The sequence below is a fragment of the Pseudomonas sp. G7(2022) genome, assembly GCF_052660475.1.
The window spans coordinates 5542746-5569593 of the sequence record NZ_CP109659.1; the positions used below are offsets into that span (position 1 = coordinate 5542746).

Genomic DNA, 26848 nt, shown 5'->3' on the forward strand with positions numbered 1-26848 from the left:
CAGTTTCAATGGCTCGATCCTGCGTGGTCGAGCCATTGATTTTCACAGCCCGCCAGTGGCCTGAAACCCTACGCCCAGCACCGTCAGCAACGACAACGGCAATAGCAGCGTATCGAGCAATGCGCTGGCCGGCAGATCCACTGCGGGATAGCTCGGCGCTTCGGCGCCGAATCGATCCATCGCGCAACAGCCACCATTCATGGCGTACAAGTCCAGTCGGGTGCCGGAATACACCACCGGCGCGCCGGGCTTGGCGGCATCGAGCGTGCGCGCCGTGGCGCAGCCGGTCAGTTGCAAGATCAGCAGGATCGCCAGCAGCTTATTCATCGCTGCTCAGATGGTGTTCGCCCCAACGCGGCAGCATGTCCTGGGGAATGCCCAGCAGATTGAGAATCCGCGCCACCACGAAATCGATCAGGTCATCGATGGTCTGCGGCTGGTGATAGAAACCTGGCGAGGCCGGCAGGATGGTCACGCCCATGTTCGACAGCTTGAGCATGTGCTCCAGATGAATGCTCGAATACGGCGCTTCGCGTGGCACCAGAATCAACTGGCGACGTTCCTTCAGCGTCACGTCTGCTGCCCGTTCGATCAGGTTGTTGCAGGCGCCGGTGGCGATGGCCGACAGCGTACCCGTCGAGCACGGCACCACCACCATCGCGGCCGGGGCACCGGAGCCCGAGGCCACCGGCGACATCCAGTCTTCCTTGCCGTATACACGGATCTGCCCGGCAGCCGCGCCGGTATATTCGGTGAGGAACGCCTGCATCATTTGCGGCTTGGCCGGCAGCGACACGTCGGTCTCGGTGGCCATCACCAGTTGCGCGGCCTTGGAGATCAGGAAATGCACCTCGCGATCCTCGCGCACCAGACAATCCAGCAGGCGCAAGCCGTACTGGGCGCCGGACGCGCCGGTCATCGCCAGCGTGATGCGTTCAGGGCCATTGCTCTGCAGACGAGTGTTCATTTCAGCGCCTCGGCGAGTTTGCCGTGCAGGCCGCCGAAGCCGCCGTTGCTCATGATCACTACATGAGTGCCGGGCTGGGCCTGGCTCTTGACGCGTTCGATGATGCCTTCCAGCGAATCGCTGACGATCGACGGCACAGTGCACAACGCGGCGGTGCCTGCCAGATCCCAGCCGAGGTTGGCCGGGGCGTACCAGATCACTTGATCGGCATCGACCACGCTGTCCGGCAGACCGTCACGGTGTGCGCCGAGTTTCATCGAGTTGGAACGTGGCTCGATGATCGCGATCAGCGGCGCATCGCCAATGCGTTTGCGTAGACCGTCGAGGGTGGTGGCAATCGCGGTCGGGTGGTGAGCGAAATCGTCGTAGATGGTGATGCCGCGCACTTCCGCGACTTTTTCCATCCGGCGTTTGACGCTCTTGAACGCGCTCAACCCGGCGATGCCCATCGACGGCACAACACCGACGTGACGCGCTGCGGCCAGAGTGGCCAAAGCGTTGGCGACGTTGTGCTGCCCCGTCAACTCCCACTCGACGACGCCTTGGGACACACCCTCGAACATCACTTCGAACGCCGAGCCGTCGTCTTTGAGCAATTTGACCTGCCACTGACCGCCGGCACCGGTGGTTTGCACAGGGGTCCAGCAGCCCATCTCGATCACGCGCTGCAAGGCCGGCTCGGTGGTCGGGTGGATCACCAGGCCTTCGCTCGGAATGGTCCGCACCAAGTGGTGGAACTGCCGCTCGATGGCCGGCAGATCAGGGAAGATGTCAGCGTGATCGAACTCGAGGTTATTGAGGATCGCCGTGCGCGGACGGTAATGGACGAACTTCGAACGCTTGTCGAAGAACGCGCTGTCGTATTCGTCGGCCTCGATCACGAAGAACGGCGTGCCGCCCAGACGCGCCGACACCGAGAAGTTCTGCGGAACGCCACCGATCAGGAAGCCCGGGCTCATGCCGGCATGCTCCAGTACCCAGGCGAGCATGCTGCTGGTGGTGGTCTTGCCATGAGTACCGGCAACCGCCAGCACCCAGCGACCCTGCAACACGTGATCCGCCAGCCACTGCGGGCCGGATACATACGGCAGGCCTTTGTTCAGCACATATTCCACTGCCGGGTTGCCGCGGGACATGGCGTTGCCGATCACCACCAGATCCGGTGCCGGATCAAGCTGGGCCGGGTCGTACCCCTGAGTCAGCTGAATGCCCTGGGCTTCGAGCTGGGTGCTCATCGGCGGATAGACGTTGGCATCGGAGCCGGTCACGTGATGGCCCAGCTCTTTGGCCAGAACCGCCATCGAGCCCATGAAAGTCCCGCAGATACCCAGAATATGAATGTGCATAGTCGACCTCGTAAAACATGGCCGCAGGTTAGCGCAGGGAGGGGGAAATCGCACTCTTTAGCTGATCACCCGACATGATCGTTCCCACGCTCTGCGTGGGAATGCAGCACAGGACGCTCTGCGTCCAAAAGCGGACGCAGAGCGTGGGAACGATCGGCAGGAGCATTCAGGCGGTTCGGGCAATCCCGTGCTTGCGCAACTTTCTATAGAGCGTATTACGACTGACGCCCAATTGTTGCGCCGTGTGGGTCATGTGCCAGCGCGTGTGTTCCAGCGCATTGAGCAACGCCAGCCGCTCGGCATCTTCCAGTGGATGTTCGGACGACGCTTCTTCGACGTTGGCCAGCAGCGGCTGCACCTGCCGCAGCATCGCCGGCAAGTCCTCCAGCCCGATCCGCCCTTCATCGCACAACGCTGCCAGTGTGCGCAGCACATTGCGCATCTGCCGCACATTGCCCGGCCAGTTGAACCCGAGCAAAGCCCGGCGCGCCGGCTCGTCAATCAGGATCTGTTCCCCGCCCGCCTCTTCGGCCAGCAGAAAATCCAGCAACTGCGACTTGTCACTGCGCTCGCGCAACGGCGGCAGCGCCACTTCCAGCCCGTTGAGCCGGTAATACAAATCTTCCCGGAAACTGCCGTCGCCAACCCGTTCCAGCAAATTGCGGTGAGTGGCACTGATGATCCGCACGTTGACCGCTTCGGGCTCGCCACCGATCGGCACCACCTGCCGGTCTTCCAGCACTCGCAACAGCCGGGTTTGCAGTGCCAGCGGCATGTCGCCGATTTCATCGAGAAACAACGTACCGCCATCGGCCTGCTGCAGCTTGCCGCGCATGCCGTCCTTGCGCGCGCCGGTGAAGCTGCCGCCGCGATAGCCGAACAACTCGCTCTCGATCAGGCTTTCGGGTATCGCTGCGCAGTTGAGGGCAACGAAAGCCTTGCTCGCACGCTGACTGGCCTGATGCACAGCCTTGGCAAATGCTTCCTTGCCGGAGCCTGTCTCGCCATTGATCAGTAGCGGCACGTCGCGCTCGAACACCCGCAGGGCCTTGCGAAAAGCCGCTTGCAGCCCGGCATCGCCCAGGCAAATGCCGGACAGGCGTGGCGCCTCGGGAACTGCCGGTTTCGGCAGCACGGGAGACGGCTTGCGCGCTTCTGCGCGCAACACCGCAAACAGATGCCGCCCGTCTCGGGTGCGCAGCGGCCAGCTTGCGCTGGCATGGGCACTGGCGCGCCCCAGCAACTCATCCAGCGAACAATCGAAAAACGCCTCCACCGGTTTACCGAGCAAACCACCACGAATGTGTCCCAGCAGATTCAATGCGCTCTGATTGACCGCACTGATCCGCCCTTCCCCGTCAAACGCCAGCAGCCCTTCGCTGAACAGCCCGACGGATTCGGCCTGGAGATGGAAACGCAGCAACCATTGATTATCGAAACAGCGCAGGAAATAGCAGCTCTCGATCATCTTCGCCGACAGATTGACCAGCGCCATGGTGTGGAACTGGCTCTGGCGCGAAACGTCCGGCCGCGCCGAGGACACGTCGAGCACCGCCAGCAACTCGCCGTGGGGGTCGAACACCGGGCTCGCCGAGCAAGTCAGGCCGGTGTGGCGCCCGCGAAAGTGTTCGTCCTGATGGATGGTCAAAGCCTGACGTTCAACCAGGCAAGTGCCGATGCCGTTGGTGCCTTCGCAGGCCTCGCTCCAGTCGGAACCCAGCCAGAGGCCGGCGCGTTCGAAGATCTTGCGTTCGGCGGCAGCCGTGACGCAGTTGAGGATCACCCCGCGCGCATCGGTCAGCAGCACCGCGTGTCCGGCGCCGGAGAGTTGTTGATGCAGGCTGCTCATTTCGTTGCCGGCGATCTGCAACACCTGCTGCAGCCGTTCGCGGCTTTCGAGGACGCGTCCGTGCTCGAGCACGGTCGGCGCCATGGTCAGGGCCGGGTCGAGGTGATAGTCCTCAAGACAACGCAGCCACGAGCGGGCAATCGACGGGTCGGCACCGGGGCCATGCAGGTGCGGCTTGCCCTGGGTGACGGTAAGAACCTGTTGGGCATGGCGACTCAAATGGTTGTCGTGCATTTCTTATTATTCTCCCCGAGGCTCATCGGCCCATGCGTGAAGTGGTGCCCAGCATCCTCCAGCCCACCGGTCTTTGCAATGCTGGCAAGACCGCCCGGTCACGGGTTGTGCCAGAAGCGGTACAAACTGTCACTCAAGCTGTACCGATACCGTCACAGACGCTTGCCACTTGTCCGACACAAACCTCGCAAGGCCTTGATTTGCCTGACCTGCACGGCAGTGGCCCGCCCTTTGCTCTACGCTTATGGCAAGCGCTCATGCGCGTTTCTCTAATAAGTACAAAGCCAAGGAGAACATCATGCGTTACGCCCACCCCGGTACTGAAGGCGCCAAAGTCTCGTTCAAGAGCAAGTACGGTAACTACATCGGCGGCGAGTTCGTCGCGCCTGTCAAAGGTCAGTACTTCACCAATACCTCGCCAGTGAATGGCCAGCCGATTGCCGAATTCCCGCGCTCCACGGCCGAAGATATCGAAAAGGCGCTGGACGCCGCCCACGCCGCTGCCGATGCCTGGGGCTCCACTTCCGCCCAGGCCCGCTCGCTGATCCTGCTGAAAATCGCCGACCGCATCGAACAGAACCTCGAAACCCTGGCGATCACCGAAACCTGGGACAACGGCAAAGCCATCCGCGAAACCCTCAACGCCGACATCCCGCTGGCCGCCGACCACTTCCGCTATTTCGCCGGGTGCCTGCGCGCCCAGGAAGGCAGCGCTGCCGAGATCGATGGCAACACCGTCGCTTATCACATCCATGAACCGCTGGGCGTGGTCGGCCAGATCATCCCGTGGAACTTCCCGATCCTGATGGCCGCGTGGAAACTCGCCCCGGCCCTGGCCGCCGGCAACTGCGTGGTGCTCAAACCTGCCGAGCAGACCCCGCTGGGTATCAGTGTGCTGCTGGAGCTGATCGGCGACCTGCTGCCGCCGGGCGTGCTCAACGTGGTGCAAGGGTTCGGCAAGGAAGCCGGCGAAGCCCTGGCCACCAGCAAGCGCATCGCCAAGATCGCGTTCACCGGCTCGACGCCGGTCGGCTCGCACATCATGAAGTGCGCCGCCGAAAACATCATTCCGTCCACCGTGGAACTGGGCGGCAAGTCGCCGAACATCTTCTTCGAAGACATCATGCAGGCCGAGCCAAGCTTCATTGAAAAAGCCGCTGAAGGCCTGGTGCTGGCGTTTTTCAACCAGGGCGAAGTCTGCACCTGCCCGTCCCGTGCGCTGGTTCAGGAGTCGATCTATCCGCAGTTCATGGAAGCGGTGATGAAGAAGGTCAGCCAGATCAAACGTGGCGACCCGCTCGACACCGACACCATGGTCGGCGCCCAGGCGTCCGAACAGCAATTCGACAAGATCCTTTCGTACCTGGAAATCGCCAAGGGCGAAGGTGCCGAGCTGCTGACCGGCGGCAAGGTGGAAAAACTCGAGGGCAGCCTGGCGACCGGGTATTACATCCAGCCGACGCTGCTCAAGGGCACCAACAAGATGCGCGTATTCCAGGAGGAAATCTTCGGCCCGGTGGTGAGCATCACCACCTTCAAGGACGAAGCCGAAGCCCTGGCCATCGCCAACGACACCGAGTTCGGCCTCGGCGCCGGCCTCTGGACCCGCGACATCAACCGCGCCTATCGCATGGGCCGCGCCATCAAGGCCGGTCGTGTGTGGACCAACTGCTACCACCTGTACCCGGCGCATGCCGCGTTCGGCGGGTACAAGAAGTCCGGCGTCGGCCGTGAAACCCACAAGATGATGCTCGACCACTACCAGCAGACCAAAAACCTGCTGGTGAGCTACGACATCAACCCGCTGGGCTTCTTCTAAAAAACCGGGCGACACCGAACTATCGGTGTCGCCCTTTTAATTGCTATCGCTGGCAAGCCAGCTCCCACAGGGTGCGCAAGTCCGAACACCACAGAAATCTGTGGGAGCTGGCTTGCCAGCGATGGCGTCCTTAATGACACAACACGAAGCCTGGCCGCTCTGGCACGGGCCTTGCGTACCCGTCATTCAGGATTTGCCTGAACACCGCCGCTGCGTGAACAGCATCCATCCACTCAATCCTCTGCACCCGAAAGTCCAACAGATCAAACAATAAAAAAGACAGAGAGGACTTATGACTTCCACCACACAGCTCAAACCTACACTCGGCACCCTGCATCTGTGGGGCATCGCCGTCGGCCTGGTGATTTCCGGCGAATACTTCGGCTGGAGTTACGGCTGGGGCACGGCGGGAACCCTGGGTTTCCTGGTCACGGCCCTGATGGTTGCGACCATGTACACCTGCTTCATCTTCAGTTTCACCGAACTGACCACCGCGATTCCCCACGCGGGCGGGCCGTTTGCCTACAGCCGCCGGGCCTTTGGCGAGAAAGGCGGGTTGATCGCCGGGATCGCCACGCTGATCGAATTCGTGTTCGCCCCGCCGGCCATCGCCATGGCCATCGGCGCCTATCTCAATGTGCAATACCCGGAGCTTGATCCGAAAGTCGCGGCGGTCGGCGCGTATTTCGTGTTCATGACCCTGAACATCCTCGGCGTCAGCATCGCCGCGACGTTTGAGTTGGTGGTCACCGTGCTGGCCGTTGCTGAATTGCTGGTGTTCATGGGCGTCGTTGCACCGGGCTTCAGCTTCAGTAATTTCGTGCTCAATGGCTGGTCGGGCTCCAGCGAGTTCAGCCTCGGCTCGATTCCCGGGATCTTCGCCGCCATTCCCTTCGCGATCTGGTTTTTCCTCGCCATCGAAGGCGCAGCCATGGCGGCCGAGGAAGCCAAGGACCCGAAACGCACGATTCCCAAGGCTTATGTCAGCGGCATCCTGACCCTGGTGTTCCTGGCCATCGGCGTGATGGTGATGGCCGGCGGTGTCGGCGACTGGCGACAACTGGCGAACATCAACGATCCGCTGCCCCAGACAATGAAAGCGGTAGTCGGCAACAACTCGACGTGGATGCACATGCTGGTGTGGATCGGTCTGTTCGGGCTGGTGGCGAGTTTCCACGGGATCATTCTGGGCTACTCACGGCAGTTCTTTGCCCTGGCCCGGGCCGGTTACCTGCCGAAAAGTCTGGCCAAACTCTCGCGTTTCCAGACCCCTCACCGGGCGATCCTGGCCGGTGGCGTGATCGGCATTGCTGCGATCTACAGCGACGGCCTGGTCAATCTGCAAGGCATGACCCTCACGGCGGCGATGATCACCATGTCGGTGTTCGGCGCCATCGTGATGTACATCATCAGCATGCTCAGCCTGTTCAAACTGCGCAAAACCGAGCCGAACCTTGAGCGTACCTTCCGCGCCCCGGGTTATCCGATCGTGCCGGGGATCGCGTTGTTTCTGGCGCTGGTGTGCCTGGTGGCGATGGCGTGGTTCAACACGCTGATCGGTTGTGTGTTCCTCGGGTTCATGGCCGCCGGTTACCTGTACTTCCATCTGACCGCCAAGCAACGCTCCGAAGCACCGGCAGACGCTATGCTCGAAGGTATCTAGTTGCACCGGCACCGGGCGTTTCGCCCGGTGCCCGCTATATATAAGTGCATAAAGATCCAATGTGGGATCGAGTTATCCACAGAATCAAGAGGACACCGCCCCATGGCCGCATTTGCCCATACCGTCGGCGCCCAGACCTACCGCTTCGACAGCCTCAAGGATGTGATGGCCAAGGCCAGCCCGGCGCGCTCCGGGGATTTCCTCGCTGGAGTCGCTGCGCTCAACGATGGCGAGCGGGTCGCCGCGCAAATGGCGCTGGCCGACATCCCGCTTACGCATTTCCTGCAGGAAGCGCTGATTCCTTACGAGTCCGATGAAGTCACCCGGCTGATCATCGACAGCCACGACAAACAGGCTTTCGCCGTGGTCAGCCACCTTACCGTCGGTGGTTTTCGCGACTGGCTGCTCAGCGAAGCGGCCGACGAGTCCAGCCTGCGCGCCCTCGCCCCCGGCCTGACGCCGGAAATGGTCGCCGCCGTGTCGAAGATCATGCGCGTGCAGGATCTGGTGCTGGTAGCGCAGAAGATCCGCGTCGTCACGAAGTTTCGCGGCACCCTTGGCCTGCGCGGACGGTTATCCACAAGGCTGCAACCCAATCACCCGACCGACGAGCCGTCCGGCATCGCCGCGAGCATTCTCGACGGTCTGTTGTACGGCAACGGCGACGCCATGATCGGCATCAACCCGGCCACCGACAGCATCGCCTCGATCTGCGCGATGCTGGAAATGCTCGACGCAATCATCCAGCGCTACGACATTCCGACCCAGGCCTGTGTGCTGACCCACGTCACCACTTCCATAGAAGCCATAAACCGTGGAGTACCGCTGGATCTGGTGTTCCAGTCGATTGCCGGCACCGAAGCGGCCAACGCCAGTTTCGGCATCAACCTGAACATCTTGCAGGAAGGTTATGAAGCGGGCCTGAGCCTCAATCGCGGCACACTCGGGCAGAACCTGATGTATTTCGAGACCGGTCAGGGCAGCGCACTGTCGGCCAACGCCCACCACGGCGTCGATCAACAGACTTGCGAGACCCGCGCCTACGCCGTGGCGCGGCATTTCAAGCCGTTTCTGGTGAACACCGTCGTAGGCTTCATCGGCCCGGAATACCTCTACAACGGCAAACAGATCATCCGCGCCGGCCTCGAAGACCACTTCTGCGGCAAGTTGCTCGGCGTGCCGATGGGTTGCGACATCTGCTACACCAACCACGCCGAAGCCGACCAGGATGACATGGACACCCTGCTGACCCTGTTGGGCGTGGCGGGGATCAACTTCATCATGGGCATCCCCGGCTCCGACGACATCATGCTCAACTACCAGACCACCTCGTTCCACGACGCCCTCTACGCCCGCCAGACCCTGGGCCTGAAACCGGCGCCGGAGTTCGAACAGTGGCTGGCGAACATGGGCATCTTCACCCAGGCGGACGGCAAGGTCCGCTTCGGCAACAACCTGCCGCCGGCGTTTCGCCAGGCGCTGGCGCAACTGGGATGAGTCAGATGGAAAAACCGCCCGTCGATCCACAAAACCCGTGGCTGGAGCTGCGTCGCCTGACCCCGGCGCGCATAGCCCTTGGCCGCACCGGCACCAGCCTGCCGACCCATGCGCAACTGGATTTCCAGTACGCCCACGCCCAGGCGCGGGACGCGGTGCATTTGCCGTTCGATCATGCCGGGCTCCGCGCCCAACTGACCGGGCGCCAGCGCGACAGCCTGCTGCTGCACAGCGCGGCGGTGGATCGCAACAGTTACCTGCAACGCCCGGATCTGGGGCGCAAGTTGAGCGATCAATCGGCGCAAGCCCTGCGCGAATACGCGCTGGCGCATCCGGGCGGGGTGGATCTGGTGATTGTGGTGGCTGATGGTCTCTCGGCGCTGGCGGTGCATCGGCATACCCTGCCGTTTCTCACCCGTCTGGAAGAACAGATGAGCGCCGACGAATGGTCGACAGCGCCGGTAGTGCTGGTGGAACAGGGCCGAGTGGCGATTGGCGATGAAATCGGCCAGTTGCTGGGCGCGAAAATGGTCGTGATGCTGATTGGAGAGCGTCCGGGCCTCAGCTCACCGGACAGCCTGGGTTTATATTTCACCTACAATCCAAAGGTCGGCCTCACGGATGCTTACCGCAACTGCATCTCCAATGTGCGGCTGGAAGGGCTCAGTTACGGCATGGCGGCGCATCGCTTGCTGTACCTGATGCGCGAAGCCTGTCGGCGACAGCTGTCGGGCGTCAATCTGAAGGACGAGGCGCAGGTTCAGACGCTGGAATCGGAAGCCGGTGCAGACATGAAGAGTAATTTCCTGCTCGATCCGCCCTCCGCCTGAACCGTTTCCGCATTGCGTTTCTGCGCCGGTTTCAGGCAGGATCGATGCACGGCCGCCCGGGTTTCCCATCGCCGTCAGAGCAGTTGAAGACAGCCACTTGAAGACGAGACCTATCATGCGGATTATTCAAGCGACCCTCGAACACCTGGACCTGCTGGCCCCGCTGTTCGTCAAATATCGCGAGTTCTACGGTTCCCTGCCCTATCCGGACTCGTCCCGGGCATTCCTCGAAAAACGCCTGCGGCGCAAGGAATCGGTGATTTACCTGGCCTTGGCCGATGACGACGACAAGAAGCTGATGGGTTTCTGCCAGCTCTACCCGAGCTTTTCCTCACTGTCGCTCAAGCGGGTGTGGATCCTCAATGACATCTACGTCGCCGAAGATGCCCGCCGTCAACTGGTCGCCGACAACCTGATCCGCACCGCCAAGCGCATGGCCAAGGAAACCCAGGCTGTGCGCATGCGCGTTTCCACCAGCAGCGACAACGAAGTGGCGCAAAAAACCTACGAATCCATCGGATTCAAGGAAGACACCGAGTTCAAGAACTACGTGCTGCCGATCAGCGAAGAACTCTGATTTTTTCTAACAGTGTGGATGCAGGCCTTTGTGAAGAAGGTGCAACACCCTCGCCACAAAGGCCTGCACCTCACTCCGCCCTCGAAACGCCCCGCTACAAAACCAACGCGCTTTTCACCTGTCAGATCGTATAATCCTGTGCTTTCCGGCTTGTAAGAAAAACTACAACCGCTTGTAGGCTTACACCGAATCATCCGCACAGGCCTGCCGAGTCGGGCCATCACCACAGGTGCCCACATGGATTTCAACCCGATCGATATCATCCTGCATCTCGACGTCTACCTCGACATGCTGGTGAACAACTATGGGACCTGGATCTACGCCATCCTGTTTCTGGTCATTTTTTGCGAAACCGGCCTGGTGGTCACACCGTTCCTGCCGGGTGATTCGTTGCTGTTCATCGCCGGGGCGGTCGCTGCAGGCGGCGGCATGGACCCGGTACTGCTGGCCGGTCTGTTGATGCTGGCGGCAATCCTCGGAGACAGCACCAACTACGTGATCGGACGAACCGCCGGCGAGAAGCTGTTCAGCAATCCGAATTCGAAGATCTTCCGTCGCGACTATCTGCAACAGACGCACGACTTCTATGACAAGCACGGCGGCAAAACCGTGACCCTGGCGCGCTTCCTGCCGATCATCCGCACCTTTGCCCCGTTCGTCGCCGGTGTCGCGAAGATGCCTTACCCGCGCTTCTTCGGCTTCAGCGTGTTCGGTACCGTCCTGTGGGTCGGCGGTCTCGTAACGCTGGGTTACTTCTTCGGCAACGTGCCGTTCATCAAGAAGAACCTGTCGCTGCTGGTGGTCGGCATCATCCTGCTGTCGCTGGTGCCGATGATCATTGGCATGTTGCGCAGCCGTCTCGGCGGCGCCAAAGCCCAATCGCACTAATTCGATGTGGTCACTGAGCGCCTGGCGACGCCGGCGCACTCTGGCGAAGCATCCGATTGCCGATGACATGTGGCAGCGGGTGCATCACCACTTGAGCTTCCTTGACGGCATCAGCGCCGCGGAAGATCAGTGGCTGCGCGAAGCCTGCGTACTGTTTCTCGAAGACAAGCACCTGACTGCCCTGCCCGGCGTCGAGCTGCATCAGGAGCAACGCCTGCTGCTCGCCGCTCAGGCGCAATTGCCGCTGCTGCACCTTGGCGATTTGAACTGGTATCAGGGCTTCCACGAAATCATTCTGTACCCCGACGACTTCCTCAGCCCCCAGCGTCATCGCGATGCCAGTGGCGTCGAGCATGAGTGGGACGGCGAACACAGCGGTGAAGCCTGGCAACAAGGGCCGATCATCCTTGCCTGGCCCGGAGTGATGGCCAGTGGTGGCTGGGAAGGTTACAACCTGGTGATCCACGAACTGGCGCACAAACTCGACATGCTCAACGGTGACGCCAACGGCCTGCCACCGCTGCACGCCGACATGCGGGTAAAAGACTGGGCCCAAGTGATGCAGGCGGCGTACGACGACCTCAATCGCCAGCTCGACCGCCATCCCGACGCCGAAACCGCCATCGACCCGTATGCCGCCGAGAACCCGGCCGAGTTCTTCGCCGTCACCAGCGAGTACTTTTTCAGCGCCCCGGATCTGCTGCAGGAGGCTTATCCACAGGTGTATGCGCAGCTGCAGCTTTTCTACCGACAGGATCCCCTGGCACGACTGAAGCAACTTCAGGCCACGGACCCGGTCTATCAGGCACACGAGTAAGGCCTGGACGACCTTCGGTGCATGGCATCGCGGGTGGAATATGCCTATAATCGCCGCCACTTTTTGGTCAATCCGGCCAAGTGTTTTGGTCTACTAACGGGGGCAACGCCCAATGAGCTACAGCAAGATTCCGGCTGGCAAAGACCTGCCGAACGACATCTACGTCGCGATCGAGATCCCGGCCAACCACGCGCCGATCAAATACGAAATCGACAAAGACAGCGATTGCCTGTTCGTTGACCGTTTCATGGCCACCCCGATGTTCTACCCGGCCAACTACGGTTACATCCCGAACACCCTGGCTGACGACGGTGATCCCCTGGACGTGCTGGTCGTAACCCCTTACCCGGTGGCGCCAGGCTCGGTGATCCGCGCGCGTCCGGTCGGCATCCTGAACATGACCGACGACGGCGGCGGCGATGCCAAAGTCATCGCCGTTCCACACGACAAGCTGTCCCAGCTGTACGTGGACGTGAAGGAATACACCGACCTTCCAGCTCTGCTGATCCAGCAGATCGAGCACTTCTTCGCGAACTACAAGGATCTCGAAAAAGGCAAATGGGTGAAAATCGAAGGCTGGGACGGCGCAGACGCCGCCCGCGCCGCGATCACCAAGTCGGTTGCTGCGTACAAAGGCTAAGCCTCGCGACCTGCGACACGCTTGAAGAAAACCCCGGTTGATCCGGGGTTTTTTGTGCCTGGGCGGCAAGGGCCTAAACAGCTTGTTTATGGCGGCCTACAGAAAAGTTTTAGCGTGTGTAATTTCCCACAAGAACGCCTTACATCTCGTCGCAAAATTTGCCTCGATTTTGAACGCAAGGTTTATTCAAACCGCTCTGGGCCGGCCTTAGACTCGTGTTTATGAGAAAGAACACTAGTGGTCCAAGATTCAAGGCACTCCTGGAAGCTGCGAACATCACCACCACGGGATTCGCAAAGTTCTGGGGCACGGAAGCCCAAAACGTTCATAACTGGTACACCCGGGGCGTACCCGCGTACCGCATGGAAGAGGTCTCGCGCCTGCTGTCCGTCAACAGCCAATGGCTGAAGACCGGCGAAGGCCCGAAAGAAGCCCCGCGGTTGCACACAGATCCGGGTCAGACGTTCGATACCCAAGCCATCAGTGGCGTCTACACGGTGCTCGAATCCAACGACATCGCACTACCGCTCTACAAGGAAGCGCCCACGACTGCCGGCTCCGGCAAGACCCACGTCATCAAGGACCCGGAGCAAACCGTCCGCCTGCCCCGCAGCCACCTCGAAACCCTGAACATCCACCCCACCGACGCCATCTGCACCCACATGATCGGCAACAGCATGGCGGAGAAAATCGAAGACGGCTCCACCCTCGCCATCGACCGCAGCCTCACCCAGGTGGTGGACGGCGAAATCTACGCCATCGAACACGACGGCATGCTGCGCATCAAATACCTGCACCGCATGCCCGGCAACGCATTGCGTCTGCGCAGCCACAACAGCGCCGAATACCCGGACGAGATCTTCCGCGCGGCGCAGATCGAGGAGCAGAGGATTCATGTGCTGGGGTGGGTATTCTGGTGGTCGACACTGAACAAGCGGCGGCCGGTGGTGCCGTTTCTCTGACCCTCCATCACTCTGTGCCCCTGCACAGAACCGGGTGAGAGCGGGCTTGGTCCGGGCGGCGATCCGACGAAGAGGCCCGGATACACGGTACAAATTCCTGCGTCCTGCCGCACAAATCGCTCTATTACGCACTTGAGACTGGGCATCCCCAACAAAACTCAGTATCCTGCGCCCCACATTCGCGCATCGACCCGCCAAGCGGCCCAGATGACGCCTGACGCGGCAGACCACTGTCTGACCAAGTCCCACAGCCGGACGCAAGATCCGGATGTACGTTTTGAAGGCTGGCGCGGTTTACCAAAAATAAACCAAGCCAGTCCCCGAGAAGCCGGCCACAAGCCGGCTTTTTAATGCCTGCTGAAAAGCCAAACCTACCGTCCGAAATCTGAATCGCCGCTTGCCGGATACCAAACGCGCTAGTACCGTAAAGACAAACGTCATTACAGGTAACTCATCATGGCATCCATCAACATTCGTATCGACGACGAACTGAAACAGCGCGCCTTCGCAGAGCTGGAAAAGCTCGGGCTGACGCCCTCAGAGCTTCTGCGCCAAACGCTTCAATACGTCGCGGACCGGGGCAAACTACCATTCAAAGCGGCATTGATTAGCGAAGAAGATGAAGCGCTTATCGCCGTGGTCACTGAACGTCTTGCCGCTCCTCAGCGAGTCAAGGTAAGTCTGGATGACCTATGACCTCGAGTTTGATCGTCGTGCATTGAAGGAATGGAACAAGCTGGGCGATACGATTCGCGAGCAGTTCAAAAAGAAACTCGCCGAGGTTCTCAAGAATCCTCGCATAGAAGCCAACAGGCTTCGCGAGCTGCCAGATTGCTACAAGGTGAAGCTGAAAAGTGCTGGATATCGCCTGATTTATCAGGTGATTGATCACGAAATTGTGGTGTTCGTAGTCGCTATCGGAAAGAGGGAGCGAGAGGCGGCTTATGACACTGCACAGGATCGACTGTCGTCCCAACCCTGAGCCAGTTAATCATCAGGATCAATTCTGAAATTGGGCAGCAACCTGCTGCCCAATTACCCTCACGGATAACTGAACGACTTCACCAACGTCAACTCCCCCACCGCCCGCATCGGCACGATGAAAGTCTCCATCTTCTCGCTAGGCGTCCCCTCCTCCGTAATCACCGTCACCTGCGCTGTGGTCAACGGCTGCACCGCCTCATCCCCTCCCTCATAATCCCCGCGATAGCCACCACCAAAGTAGTTCACATACACCAGATACTGCCCCTTGATCGGCGCCGGCATGGCGAAGATTTCCGGGCCGTAGCCGGTGGTCACGTCGACGTCCAAAGCCGCACCATTGGGGGCGACGCGGTCGCCGTACCAGATGTGCGCACCGTCAGGCGTGATCAGGTGCAGGTCAAGGTCGGTGCCGTCGCTGTCCCAGGACAGCAGCACGCGCAGTTTGGCCGGGGTGGCGCCGCCGCTGGCGTTGAGGAATTGGGTGCGATGGCGTTGCTGGCCGTCCGGGCTGCGGACTTCGACGCTGTTGCTGCCGTTGGGAAACGAGAACGGGCGGTCGAAGCGGCCGCTGTCGTCGATTTTCAGCGGCATGCTGACGCCGTTGACGATCAGGCGGCCGGGCTCTTTGTTTTTCGGGGTGGCTTTGATTTCGCCGCTGATGCGGGCGGTGTTGGCCTGACCGACCGGGGTGTTGACCGAGGAGGCCGGGTAGTTGACGGTCTGGCGGAAACTTTCACCCTCGCCTTCGGCCGCGCCGGTGCGCCAGCCACCGACCGGGGTGTCGAGTTTGACGCCGTCAGCGGCAATCACCGGCAAAGCAGCGGCAAATACGCAGAGCAACAGCAAGACCTGTGGATAACGGAGTGTCATGGTCTATTCCAGCAAAAGGTGACGGGCGAGCCCTTCGATATAGGTTTCATCCTGGCCATTGGGATGAGCTTCAAAGGCCAGGTGCAGGTATTCGTGAGTCAGGTCGAGGCGGTCCTGCAAGGACAGCACGCCGCGCACGTAGATGCGCTGGCGTTCTCGGTCGACGAAGGGGCGGCCGAAGGCGAGTTTGCAGACGGCGAAAGTGCTGACTTCGTTGTAACCGGTTTCGCTTTCAAGCGTCGGACGCCAGCCGCGACGTTGCTTTTGCAGCCAGTCTTGCGCGGCGGGCAGCGCTTCACAGGACGCCACCGGGTTGTCCCAGCGACTGAGGCTCGCGCGCGGATAGGCGTGCAGCAAAATAGCGTCGTAACGCTGGCCGGCATTGGCTTGCTCGACGGCCTGTTGCCAGGCGAGTTTGTCGGGCCCGGGTTGATCGGAGTGATAGGTGACGGTGCTGCCGGCCAATACCAGATCCGCCGTCCAGGCGGTGATGCTGCGCGATTCGGCAGAAGCAGGACGCGGGGCGACACGCTGGCGGGTGCTGCTGTCATCGATGCTCAAACATTCGCCATTGCGCGTGGCGTTTTGCAGCAGATACGTGCGGATCGCCACGGCCAATGCTTTAGCCGCTTCGGCTGGTTCCGGTTTGGCTTCACGCTCCAGCACTCGGGCGACGTACTCTTCACGATCGAGCCGAGCCACAAGTTTGTCGTTGAGCAGAAACAACTCGCCGTCGCTGTGGATATCCAGCGCATTGCCGTTGGCGAATTCGACGCGGTAATCGCCCTGCAACGGGCCCGAAGTCACCGCCCGATCACCGGCCAGAACCCGGGTAACGGGATAACGCGAAAACAGACCCACCTCGACACATCGCCCGCCGTCCGCCGGCCAGGAAGCAGGCAACATCGTCGCCAACGCCGAACCGTAATGCCGCAACACCATCTGACTGGTACCCCGGCCACCGGCCCAGATCGGCGAGCCGTCCGCCGTCCAGCCGGCGAATCCGCCCTGGCGTGATTGAGGGTCCTGATCGCCGAGCCAGCTCCAGGTTTTCACCCGCAGGCGCCCGCCGAGTTCACCGACGACATTGCCGTCCGACGCGTTCAGCACTACGTCGAGCAGCACACGACGCATCTGATCCTGGGCCGGCAGCCACGCCAAAACCTTCAGCAAGTCAGCCACGGAAACCCGAGTAGCCGGTTGCACCGATGGCAAATCCAGCAACCACGACGGCGCCTGTCGCGCCTGCCAATAGGTTCTCCAATCGCCAGCGGTTATGCCCAACCGCACCGGCTCAAAATACAATCCGCACGATTTCACCAGCGCCTGATCACGCTCGATCTTGCCGCCCGCTGCGCAGCAATAAACCTCTTCCTTCGACTCCCCGCGACATTCATAAGCCGGCTCGCGAGCGCCGGTATCCACCAGCCACGCGTAAACGAACACCTTCCACAGACTGCCCAGCGGCGTATCCAGAGACGAAGGCAGCGGCTCGCGAGCGGTCAGTTGCGTGGTGTTCAGCGATAGCAGTTCGCCCTTGTAGGCCACGCGCAACGGCTCATCCTGCGCCGTCGCCAGCGCAGGAATCACACACATCAGCAGCCACACCAGCGGCCGGGTCATGTCAGTTGACCGTGACCTGACCGAGGGCCGCTTTCGCTTCCCGGGCCTGATGCTGCGGCGCGTAGACCTGAGTGAAGCGCACTGGCGGCAGATTGAACTGGCCCTTCTGCGAGAAGCGCACCAGATGGCGCAGACGCAATTCACCGCTCAGCGCATCCACCGGCACCGCGTAGGCCAGTTGGCCCGGTTCGAACCGCGCCTTCTCCAGCGCGGTCGGCTCGGTGCCGTCCTTGCCCTGCAACTTGATGCCCCACGTAGTTCGCTCGACATCCGCGCCCGGCGGCAGCGGCACTTCGAGCATGCCGTAGCGCAGCGGTTTCGGTGCCTTGCTGGTGAGGATCACTTCGTCCAGGTACAGGCTGTCGCTGGACAGTGGTTTAGTACCGACCGGCTCCAGTTTGAAGGTGAAGGCTTCGTCACCCGGTACCAGACGCGACAGGCGCCGAGTGATGGTCACCGCCATCGGATCGACCGCCGGCTGCTGGGTCTGGAAGCTCAGCGCCGCTCGCAGCGGACGCTCCTGAGTGCCCGACACCGTCAACACGCTCGGTACCGGCGCAGCACCCTGCCACGTCCAGTACATCTCACCGGTCGCGCCGTAGTTTTTCTTCCAGCCTTCGCCCGGTGCCAGCGCGATGGTCGGCGAGGCCTGGGCGATGCTGCGTTGCAGCCAGGTCAGCGCCAGCGCACGTTCGAGGGTCGATTGCTGCGGCAACAGGCGTTGCAGCAGCGCGTTCGCACGAGCCTGATCGAACGGTTGCAGCGACAGGTTCAGCGCTTCGGCAAACGGCTGCGAACTGACGGACAAGCGCTGTTGCGCAGCGCCCAGCTGACGATTGAACGCGTCCGGCAGAGCAACTTTCGACTGGGTCGCCAGCGATGCGGTCAAGGCCCGCGCCGCCGCCAGACCGAGCGCCGAATCCGGGTCGCTCATCACCAGACTGTCTTCGCCGTCGTCCATCAGGGTTTCGGCATTGCCTTCACCAGCCTTCGCCAGATCGTCCATCAAGCCGCTGAGCAGCGTGTTGACCGGCAAGTGCATCTGTTTGGCGAACGACAGGATCAGCGCCCGTTGCAGCAACGGCGTGTTCGGCGCTTGCTTGGCGTAAACCTCCAGCACCCGCTGCCAATGCTCCGGCGGCAGGGTCAGATCCAACACCTGGCTGGCGTTCCAGTCGGCGTAGTAGGCGTAAGCGGTGAGGAACGCATCCGGTTCGCCGTCGAAGCCCCACCAGGTGAAGCTCGCCGACGGCCCGGCCATCTGCACCAGCCGCAGACGGCTGTTCTGCATGATCAGGCGCAAGCGGTCGCGGATCTGCGGGCTCGACGCCAGCGACGGATAAGCGATGCTCAACGGCAGCAAACGGCTGGCGGTCTGCTCGACACCCCCGTACGGATAGCTGAGCAGATCGTCGAGGGCCGAACGGAACAACGCTTGCGGGCTGTCATCCAGACGCAGGCGAATGTCGGTGGCGTCTGCCGGCAGGCTCAACGGCGTGTCGCCGCTGGCCACGTCGAGGCTCTGGGTCTGCGTCACTTGCCAGCCTTCGCCGGTCGCGGTCAGGCGCACCGCGAGGGCGTCGGCGGTTTTGCCGTCCTGCACCAGCTCGGCGATCCATTCGCCGGTGGCCAATGCGAAGGCCGGCAGCGGCAGGTAGTTGATGCCGTTGTTGAGGGTCACCGGCAGACGCTGTTCGGCGCCGGCGTAGTGCGTCACCAGCTCGGCCTTGACCGGTTTCTCGGCCTGGCTGAAGGCGAACACGCCAAGTTGCGGCTGGTCACCCTTGCGGAATTTGCTCGGCCCGCTCCACTTCAGGTACAGCGGTTTCTCCGAGCGCACGAACTGCTTCTTCTGCCCGACCTGACCGTCATCGGCAATCGCCCGCGCGGTGATGCGCCAGCGGGTCAGTGAGTCCGGCATCTTGAAGGTGAAACGGGTCTTGCCGTCGGCGTCGGTCAGCAATTCAGGCTGCCACGCAGCGGTGTCGACGTCTTCGCGACGCGGCCGCTCCAGCACTTTCACCCCACGCTCGCTGCGGTTGGCCTTGCCCGGTGCGCCAGGGCTGCCCGGCAACGCCACGTCGTAGCTGATGAACGACAGGCTGGCGCTGGTGCGCACGTTGTTGCGGCGCGGGTGGTAGAAGAACTGGTCGATGGTCGGCGCGACTTCCGGTTGCAGCGCGTAGACCATTTCATCGACCACGCTGACCGTCAGGTGCGCCGGCACAGCCTTGCCGGCGAACTGCGTGGTCAGGTCGACCGTCACGGTATCGCCCGGCTGATACGTCTCTTTGTCGGTCTTGATCGCCACATCGATCTGCGGCGCGACGACCTTGATCCCGGCGTTCTGGAAGCTGTACTGACCGCCCTTGGTGTAGAGCACCGAGAACGTCAGGTTCGGCGCGAAGTTGTCCTTCACCGGGATGCGTGCGCGGTATTGGGTGTCGCTGAGTTTCTCCAGTTTCAGCCAGTCGCCACCCTTGGCCAGCAGCGCGGTGGCTTCGACCTTGTCGCGCTCCAGCGACAGCAGTGCATCGCTGACTGGCTCCGGGAATGTGATCAGCGCCAGCGCTTCGTCGCCGGCCTTGTACTCGGGTTTGTCGAGGACAATTTCCACGGTGCCCGGCACTGCCTTGACGCCGTCGCCGGTGACCGAATGACCGGTCGCACCCAGCACTCGACCGTGCTGATCCTTCAACGACAGGTTGTAGGTCCCCGGACGATCGAACGCCACGCTGAAGCCTTTGTCTTTCGCCGCCAGCTTGCCCTCGCCGGTGGTCTGGTCTTCCAGACGCACCCAGCTGTAGCTGCTCGGCACCACGGCCTGCGCCTGTTGGCTGCCACCCTCGTTGGCGTAGCTGAACGCGACCTTGTCACCGACCGCGCTGAAACGCTGCGGCGCGGTCAGACGGAAGCTGGCAGCGCCGCGGTCGATGAGGATTTCCTTGGTGGTCTTGACCCGATACGCCGCGCCATCGCTGGCAAACACGATGAGCATGTAGCGGCTAGGCTTTTCGGCGGCCGGCAGGTCGAGGGTCGCGTTGCCCTTGCTGTCGGTGGTCAGTTCGGTGCTGGTCAGTTCCACCGGGAATTGCCCGAGGTATTGCAGCTCGTTGTCGACCATCGACAGTTGCTGGGCGCGCAGGCTCAGGGTCAGCTTGGCGTTGGCCACCGGTTTGCCGTCCGGGTACAGCAACACCAGGCTGCCCTTCACCGGTTCGCCGGTTCGGTAATCCTGCTTGGCCAGATTCAGCGAGATTTCGAAGTGCGGCTTGATGTACTCCGCCACCCGGAACGCGCTGCTGTAGGCCTGATCCTTGTAATTGAAACGCAGCTCGTAACCGCCGGCCACCGCGTTGTCCGGCAACTGGAAACGGCCCTGGGTGCCGGCCTTGGAGTCGAGTTTCAGGTCGAGCCGCTGCAACTCGGTGCCGGTGGCATCGAGCACGCTGACATTGACGTCCGCCGCGCCCGGCAACACTGAATCCCGAGCATTCTTGAATTCACGGCCAACGATTTTCAGCGACACCCAATCACCCGGGCGATACAGCGGCCGGTCAGTGAAGGCGTAGAGTTTGGTGTCGTAGATTTCGCTGTCGTAATAGAAGTTTTCCGAGACGAACACCCCGCCCTCTTCGTCCTCGCCGATGACGAACGAACGCTCCGGGCTGACGTGTTTCAGGCGCAGCAGACCATCGGTGTCGGTGGCGCCGCTGCTCATCACGCCGAGGCCGTCGGTCCACAGCACATTGACCTTCGGCACCGAGCTGCCTTCGTGTTTGCGCGCGGCCCACACCAGCAATTCATCACCGGCAATCTTGCTTACCGCGACGGTGTTGGAAACGAAAACCATGGTGGTCGCGCGGTACTTGCCGATCAGCGCTTCGACCAGATAAAGACCCGGTTTCAGATTGCCCAACGGGATGTAGACGTTACCCGGCGCGACGCTGACGAACTCGCTGGAAGACCCGGCCAGATTGACCCCGGTCGGTGGCTGGATCGGTTTGGCCTGCCACAGCGGATAGCGAAACTGACTGACCACCGGCAGGCCCGGAATCAGGGCGAACTGCGGTTGCGCGTCGTACGGCGTCGGCGCGGCGATGGCATTGCCCATCTTCAGCTCCGGCACTTCCTCGGTGACTTGCTGACGCGACTCGTAAGAGAACGCACGCTGCATCACCCGACGGGATTTGCGGTACCAGTTGTCCCACAGGTACGCGAGGGTGTTGGACAGGCCTTCGCCCTTGAACTGGCCGTCGCTGACCACGCGGTGCAGGTTCTTCTGGCGCTTGAGGAAGTCCAGCGGCTTGTCGATCTTGTACACGCGGATGTCGGCGCCGCCGTACGGTTCCATGCGGAAACGACGGTAATCACGGCCCGGCGCTTCAAGGCGCACCACCGCCTGTTCGTCGGCGGCGAAACTGCTGTCGGCCAGCAGGAAAAAGCTCTCACCGGAGACCGGTGTGTAGCCGCTTGGCTCCACGGTGTCTTCGGCATTCACGGCCGAAAACGGCAGGACTGACAGCAACAGAAAAGGCAGTAAACGCAGCATGCGGGCACCGGTCATTGGGAGAGAAAGTTCAGTCGATAGACGCCGATGAAGTTGGGGTTGGCTGCGTCGGGTATCCATCGGGTGTCCTTCCATGTCATGAGTTGCTGCAGGCTTGCCGATCGCATGCCGTTGTCGGTTGGGGTGGTCGTGCCAGTGTGATAGGCGATGTAGCGGCCCATCCAGATCATCAGGTGCTGGTCGTCGCCCTGATCGAAAAACATCAGATCGCCGGGCCGTGCCTGGGACACGTCGCGGCCGATCAGGTGGCTGTTGAACTGAATCAGTTTGATCGCGTTGACGTAGGGCCCGATCTTGCCGCCGCCCTGCTGCCATTGCTGGGCGAGCTTGCGCTGATCGGCGCTCAGGTCGAGCTCCGGCGGCAGATAGCGGTTGGACACGCCATTGCTGCGCAGCCATTTGTCGTCGTGCACTTTCAGCGCTTCGTTGGCGGCGAAACGCACCAGCCCCGCGCAGTCCTGCTGATACCAGCGCGGGCTCGGGCCTTTGCTCAACTGCTCCTGAGCGATGCGCACGAACCAGGCACGAAAGACCTGGGATTGCGCAGGGTCCAGGGCCGGAGTCTCAACGGCTCGGGCGCTGGCGCTGAGTAACAGCGCCAACAGGCCGAGACTGCGGATCAATCCAGTCACAGCGCTTTCCACTCCAGCGGCAGCCATTGCCAGTGACCTTCAGGCTCGCTGCCTTCCGGCAGGGTCAGGGCGTATTTGCCCATGCCGCCGAGGGTGCGCAGTTTCGGGATCAGGTAGGTTTGCGCGGCGTTGTAGAACACCGGCTCCATGTCCTGCGGCAGGCTGTCGAGGGTTTCCTGCTGCATCAGTTGCGCCATCGAATCCGGGCCGAAGTAAATCGGCATCAGCACATCTTTGGGCAATACATCGGCCATCGGCGGGAAGCGCTTGTCGAGGGTGCCGAGGGCCTTGTCCACCAGTTTGTCGTCGAGGGAAAACAGCAGCGTCGAACCATGGCGCGCCAGGCTGACTTTCATGAACGCACGGCCGGTGATCGCATCCGGGTTCTCGGCATCCTTGGCCGCATACGGGCCGAAGTTGGAACTGACCTGACGCTGCCAGAGATGGCTCTGGCCTTCCTGTTTCTCGACCACCGGGAACGCGTGTTCGTCGACCTTGCCTTCGTAGGCGCCGACCATCGAATCGAACAGCGTGCCGATATCTGCGTCGAGTTTGCCGTTGTCTTCGTCGTTCAGACTGGCCACCAGCAACGGCGTGTACAGCCGCGAATCGGCGTACCAGCACAGGCCCGCCGCGCCGGCCACGTGTTCGGTGAGTTTCTGCGCCACCGCTTCTTCGGCGCCGAGTTTCACCAGCAACGGTTTCTGCGGCTCGGCAGCGACCGGCAGAGTCACGCAGGCACTGGCGCCCAGCGGCATGGCTTGCCAGACCGGTTTGAAATCGAAGTCCGGCTGGTTCTCCAGCTCATCCATGGCCAGGAAGCTGTGCCAGCCCTTGTCGTCCATGTCGAAACGCAGACCGGCGAAATTCGGGATGAAACGCTGGTAACCCATGGCCAGGACGCTGGAATTGACTGACAGACGCTGCTTGGTTTCAGGTGTCTTGGCCGTGAGCCCGAATGCCTCGGGGAACAGTTTTTCGCCGTTGAGCAAAGCCGCCAGCGCTTGCGGCGAAACGTGGCTGGATTCCTCGGAAGCGCCACTTTCCGGGTCGTAGAACTTGCTCGGGTTGGACAACACCACCAGTTTGTCGCCACGGGAAGCAAACAACAGGGATTTGCTGGCGTTGTAGGTCAGCTGATACAGCGGCACTTCGTCACCGCCGACTTTCAGGGTGCTTAACACGCTCAGTTGCGAATCATCCAGGGCGACTTTCGCAAGCGGCTCCAGCAGCTTGGCCAGACCGCCGCGATCCATCACCAGCAGGAAATCCTTCAGCCGACCATCGGCGCCGCGCCACAACGCTACGTCTGCCGGTTGATCGAAGAGTTGCTCGATCAGGCTGTCCTGCAGCTTCAAGTCATGCTCGTAGATGATCCGCCGCAGACTGCCGATCAACCCGAGGCGGTCGGCGTGGGTTTCGTAATAGAAGACGAAATCCTCGGTGAGCGTGGCCTTGAGGAACGGCACCGTCAGCAGGTCCTTGGGCAACTGGCTCAGGGAGCGGGTCTCCAGCAGCGCATCCGGGCGGCTCAGACCGAGTTTGTCGCTGGCCAGTGCCGCCGCCGGTAGCTTGGGCTTGTGCATCAGCCAGCCGAGCCCGCCCGCCACGCCGGCCACCAGGCACAGCCCGGCCACCAGCAACGGCCAGCGCCGGGAAGGTTTGGCGGTGGGTGCGGCGGTCGCCGGGGTCTCAGTGTTTTCGCTCATCTTCTCGCTCATGTTCCCAAAGCTCGGCAGTTCATCCGTGGTGCGGGATGCTTAATAGTTGAAAGTCTTGACCAGCAACAGATCACCGATGGCCCGCAGGGGCACGATGAACGTTTCGCGTTTTTCGTCGACAGTGTTTTCGTTGAGCACCAGCGTTATCTGCGAGGTGATGACCTCGTTCTGGTTGCTGGTCTCCTCGAAGTTATAGCCGCCGTTACCGAAGTTGCCCCAATAGTTGACGTAAACCAGATAGGTGCCATGCAGCGGCGCGGTCATGGTGAACATTTCCGGGCCGGGACCATCGACACCGTCCGGATCGAGCCCGCCGCCGTTGCTCATCGCCGGTCGCGCCCAGAAGGCGTGCTGGCCGTCAGGCGTAATGACGTGCAGGTCGAGTTCGGCTTTAGGGTCATCCCAGCCGAGCACCACGCGGATCCGCGCCGGCGTGCGCAGGTTATTGGCTTCGTAGAATTGAACGCGCTTGAGCGACTGGCCGTCGGCACTGATCACCTCGACGCTGTTGGAACCGGCGCCGAACGCGTACGGCCGGGCGAAACGGCCCTGGTCGTCGGTGTACAGATTCAGTGGATTGCCATTCACCGCCAGGCTGTGGGGCGGGCGCAGATGCCCGATTGCCTTGAGCTGGCCCTGAATCATCGTGCGATTGCGCTGGATGCCGCGATCGATGGGAGGTGTGGGATAGGCGACCTGCGGGTTTTCCGTGCGATCGAGCAGCCCGTGATAGCGCCAGCCGCCCACCGGCTCCGACAGCTCCGCGCTCGGCGCCGCCAGCAGCGCGGGCGCGCAGGCCAAGCCGATCAGCAGCAAAAGAAGTGAACGCATGTGATGCCTCCTGCCATGCCTGACGAAACCTTGCACCCGATCCTCGGCGCTTCACAGTGGGCGATACTGCGTTTCGTCTGAAAGACCCGTGACTGTCGGGTCGTAGAAGGCGCGAAGGTTAGCGATTCGGCAGTTTTTTAACAATCGGATACATCTGGATTTGCGGTGGGAATCACGCACATTGACTGGGCGTGAGCCGAATAGCGGACTTATTCGGCTCACAACATGAGCCGAATAACCTTCGGGTCAGACAAGACTGGTCTCGACACCATGATGAAACGGCCAAGACACCCCGCTCATTTGCCCATACCCCCCCTATCTGCTAGTGTCGCGCCGGTTTAACGTCAACCGGAATTAGCCGCCATGGCCCGCAAAAAAGCTGCACTGGATTTCGAACAGTCCCTCGCCGACCTGCAAACACTGGTCGAGCGTCTGGAGAACGGTGAATTGTCGCTGGAAGACTCGCTGACCGCTTTCGAGCAGGGCATCGGCCTGACCCGTGACTGCCAGGCGGCGCTGGCCCAGGCCGAGCAAAAGGTCCAGGTGTTGCTGGAGCGCGATGGCGAACTCGCCGAGGAACCCTTCGACGCGGATCAGCCAGAATGATTGCAGCGTATTCGGCCACCAGCCAGGCGCGGGTCAACGCGGCACTGGAAACCCTGTTCAATGCCCCGCTGCCGGAACTGGCGCGCCTCTATGAAGCCATGCGCTACAGCGTGATGAACGGCGGCAAACGCGTGCGCCCGCTGCTGGCCTACGCCGCATGCGAAGCCCTCGGCGGCAAGGCCGGGCAGGCCAACGGTGCGGCCTGCGCAGTTGAGCTGATCCACGCTTACTCGCTGGTACACGACGATTTGCCGGCGATGGACGACGACGATTTGCGTCGCGGCCAGCCGACTACTCACAAGAAATTCGACGAAGCCTGCGCGATTCTGGCCGGCGACGGCTTGCAGAGCCTGGCCTTTAGCGCCCTGCTCGACCCGCGCCTGAGCGACCTGAGCGCGGACATCCGCCTGCAACAGGTCACGGCGCTGGCGCACGCGGCGGGCCCGGCCGGCATGGTCGGCGGTCAGGCCATCGACCTCGGTTCGGTCGGCCTCAAGCTCGATCAGAAAGCCCTCGAACAGATGCACCGGCACAAGACTGGCGCGCTGATCGAGGTCAGCGTCAAGCTCGGCGCCCTGGCCAGCGGCCGCGCCGAGAAGGATGAACTCAAGGCTCTGCAAAGTTATGCACAGGCCATTGGCCTGGCATTCCAGGTGCAGGACGACATCCTCGACGTCGAAAGCGATACCGAAACCCTCGGCAAACGCCAGGGCGCCGACATCGCCCGCGACAAGCCGACCTATCCGGCCCTGCTCGGCCTCGACGCCGCCAAGGCCTATGCCCTGGAACTGCGCGATCAGGCCCTGCACGCGCTGCGACCGTTTGACGCGGCCGCCGAGCCATTGCGCGATCTGGCCCGGTATATCGTCGACCGGCGCAACTAAAGGCTAATCAGCCAAAAAAGCCCAACGCGTGGGCAGGG

Annotated in this window: 23 protein-coding genes; 13 read left to right on the forward strand and 10 right to left on the reverse strand. The window is 61.8% G+C overall.

The window, feature by feature from the left end; translation table 11 throughout:
* Nucleotides 1-42: 42 nt before the first annotated feature.
* From NE357_RS25380 to NE357_RS25395, 4 genes are all read right to left on the reverse strand, one after another.
* Complete coding sequence (locus tag NE357_RS25380; RefSeq protein ID WP_169432080.1) at nucleotides 43-327, reverse strand: YceK/YidQ family lipoprotein; 285 nt, start codon at nucleotides 325-327, stop codon at nucleotides 43-45.
* Nucleotides 320-967, reverse strand: a complete 648-nt coding sequence (ubiX, locus tag NE357_RS25385) for a flavin prenyltransferase UbiX (protein ID WP_085654987.1) — start codon at nucleotides 965-967, stop codon at nucleotides 320-322. The genes NE357_RS25380 and ubiX overlap by 8 nt, the downstream gene beginning before the upstream one ends.
* Nucleotides 964-2313: a UDP-N-acetylmuramate:L-alanyl-gamma-D-glutamyl-meso-diaminopimelate ligase gene (mpl, locus tag NE357_RS25390; protein ID WP_007958628.1), complete on the reverse strand. Its 1350-nt coding sequence runs from the start codon at nucleotides 2311-2313 to the stop codon at nucleotides 964-966. The genes ubiX and mpl overlap by 4 nt, the downstream gene beginning before the upstream one ends.
* A gap of 166 nt (nucleotides 2314-2479) precedes the next feature.
* Nucleotides 2480-4396, reverse strand: coding sequence for a sigma-54-dependent Fis family transcriptional regulator (locus tag NE357_RS25395; protein ID WP_169432081.1), 1917 nt, complete (start codon nucleotides 4394-4396; stop codon nucleotides 2480-2482).
* Between the two features lie 298 nt (nucleotides 4397-4694).
* Between NE357_RS25395 and exaC the strand changes: the two genes are divergently transcribed.
* From exaC to NE357_RS25450, 11 genes are all read left to right on the forward strand, one after another.
* Complete coding sequence (gene exaC, locus NE357_RS25400; protein ID WP_134020938.1) at nucleotides 4695-6215, forward strand: acetaldehyde dehydrogenase ExaC; 1521 nt, start codon at nucleotides 4695-4697, stop codon at nucleotides 6213-6215.
* Nucleotides 6216-6507: 292 nt separating this feature from the next.
* The gene (gene eat, locus NE357_RS25405) at nucleotides 6508-7878 is read left to right on the forward strand and encodes an ethanolamine permease (protein WP_169432082.1); all 1371 of its coding nucleotides are present in this window, start codon (nucleotides 6508-6510) and stop codon (nucleotides 7876-7878) included.
* 102 nt (nucleotides 7879-7980) lie between these two features.
* A complete protein-coding gene (locus tag NE357_RS25410; RefSeq protein ID WP_169432083.1) occupies nucleotides 7981-9375 on the forward strand; it encodes an ethanolamine ammonia-lyase subunit EutB in 1395 nt (464 codons plus the stop codon).
* Nucleotides 9372-10205: an ethanolamine ammonia-lyase subunit EutC gene (gene eutC / locus NE357_RS25415; protein ID WP_432760314.1), complete on the forward strand. Its 834-nt coding sequence runs from the start codon at nucleotides 9372-9374 to the stop codon at nucleotides 10203-10205. The genes NE357_RS25410 and eutC overlap by 4 nt, the downstream gene beginning before the upstream one ends.
* Before the next feature lie 115 nt (nucleotides 10206-10320).
* The gene (locus NE357_RS25420) at nucleotides 10321-10782 is read left to right on the forward strand and encodes a GNAT family N-acetyltransferase (protein WP_169432085.1); all 462 of its coding nucleotides are present in this window, start codon (nucleotides 10321-10323) and stop codon (nucleotides 10780-10782) included.
* Between the two features lie 237 nt (nucleotides 10783-11019).
* The gene (locus NE357_RS25425; protein WP_169432086.1) at nucleotides 11020-11670 is read left to right on the forward strand and encodes a DedA family protein; all 651 of its coding nucleotides are present in this window, start codon (nucleotides 11020-11022) and stop codon (nucleotides 11668-11670) included.
* A gap of 4 nt (nucleotides 11671-11674) precedes the next feature.
* A complete protein-coding gene (locus NE357_RS25430; protein ID WP_169432087.1) occupies nucleotides 11675-12487 on the forward strand; it encodes a M90 family metallopeptidase in 813 nt (270 codons plus the stop codon).
* Between the two features lie 112 nt (nucleotides 12488-12599).
* Nucleotides 12600-13127, forward strand: coding sequence for an inorganic diphosphatase (ppa, locus tag NE357_RS25435; protein WP_007933577.1), 528 nt, complete (start codon nucleotides 12600-12602; stop codon nucleotides 13125-13127).
* Nucleotides 13128-13348: 221 nt separating this feature from the next.
* Complete coding sequence (locus NE357_RS25440) at nucleotides 13349-14089, forward strand: S24 family peptidase (protein WP_169432088.1); 741 nt, start codon at nucleotides 13349-13351, stop codon at nucleotides 14087-14089.
* Between the two features lie 456 nt (nucleotides 14090-14545).
* Complete coding sequence (locus NE357_RS25445) at nucleotides 14546-14785, forward strand: type II toxin-antitoxin system RelB/DinJ family antitoxin (RefSeq protein ID WP_085732973.1); 240 nt, start codon at nucleotides 14546-14548, stop codon at nucleotides 14783-14785.
* On the forward strand, nucleotides 14775-15071 hold the full coding sequence (locus tag NE357_RS25450; protein ID WP_169432089.1) for a type II toxin-antitoxin system RelE family toxin: 297 nt from the start codon (nucleotides 14775-14777) through the stop codon (nucleotides 15069-15071). The genes NE357_RS25445 and NE357_RS25450 overlap by 11 nt, the downstream gene beginning before the upstream one ends.
* A gap of 59 nt (nucleotides 15072-15130) precedes the next feature.
* On the opposite strand, the gene NE357_RS25455 is transcribed toward NE357_RS25450, so the two are convergent.
* Genes NE357_RS25455 through NE357_RS25480 form a run of 6 tightly spaced genes read right to left on the reverse strand, consistent with a single transcriptional unit; the run spans nucleotide 15131 to nucleotide 25320 of the window.
* Nucleotides 15131-15943 carry a YfaP family protein gene (locus NE357_RS25455; protein ID WP_169432090.1) on the reverse strand — a complete coding sequence of 271 codons (813 nt, stop codon included), beginning with the start codon at nucleotides 15941-15943 and terminating at the stop codon, nucleotides 15131-15133.
* 3 nt (nucleotides 15944-15946) lie between these two features.
* Nucleotides 15947-17566 (reverse strand): DUF2300 domain-containing protein, encoded by a 1620-nt coding sequence (locus tag NE357_RS25460; RefSeq protein ID WP_169432091.1) that lies wholly within the window; start codon nucleotides 17564-17566, stop codon nucleotides 15947-15949.
* 1 nt (nucleotide 17567) lies between these two features.
* A complete protein-coding gene (locus NE357_RS25465) occupies nucleotides 17568-22133 on the reverse strand; it encodes an alpha-2-macroglobulin family protein (protein WP_169432092.1) in 4566 nt (1521 codons plus the stop codon).
* Nucleotides 22130-22795: a DUF1175 domain-containing protein gene (locus NE357_RS25470; RefSeq protein ID WP_169432093.1), complete on the reverse strand. Its 666-nt coding sequence runs from the start codon at nucleotides 22793-22795 to the stop codon at nucleotides 22130-22132. Before NE357_RS25470 ends, NE357_RS25465 begins: the two co-directional genes overlap by 4 nt.
* Nucleotides 22765-24477, reverse strand: coding sequence for a DUF2138 domain-containing protein (locus NE357_RS25475; RefSeq protein WP_169432094.1), 1713 nt, complete (start codon nucleotides 24475-24477; stop codon nucleotides 22765-22767). Before NE357_RS25475 ends, NE357_RS25470 begins: the two co-directional genes overlap by 31 nt.
* A gap of 51 nt (nucleotides 24478-24528) precedes the next feature.
* Nucleotides 24529-25320: a YfaP family protein gene (locus NE357_RS25480; RefSeq protein WP_039771904.1), complete on the reverse strand. Its 792-nt coding sequence runs from the start codon at nucleotides 25318-25320 to the stop codon at nucleotides 24529-24531.
* A 363-nt stretch (nucleotides 25321-25683) separates the two neighbouring features.
* Here NE357_RS25480 and NE357_RS25485 point away from each other — a divergent pair, with 363 nt between their 5' ends.
* On the forward strand, nucleotides 25684-25926 hold the full coding sequence (locus NE357_RS25485; protein ID WP_007894317.1) for an exodeoxyribonuclease VII small subunit: 243 nt from the start codon (nucleotides 25684-25686) through the stop codon (nucleotides 25924-25926).
* Complete coding sequence (ispA, locus tag NE357_RS25490) at nucleotides 25923-26810, forward strand: (2E,6E)-farnesyl diphosphate synthase (RefSeq protein ID WP_169432095.1); 888 nt, start codon at nucleotides 25923-25925, stop codon at nucleotides 26808-26810. Before NE357_RS25485 ends, ispA begins: the two co-directional genes overlap by 4 nt.
* The last annotated feature ends 38 nt before the right edge of the window (nucleotides 26811-26848 follow it).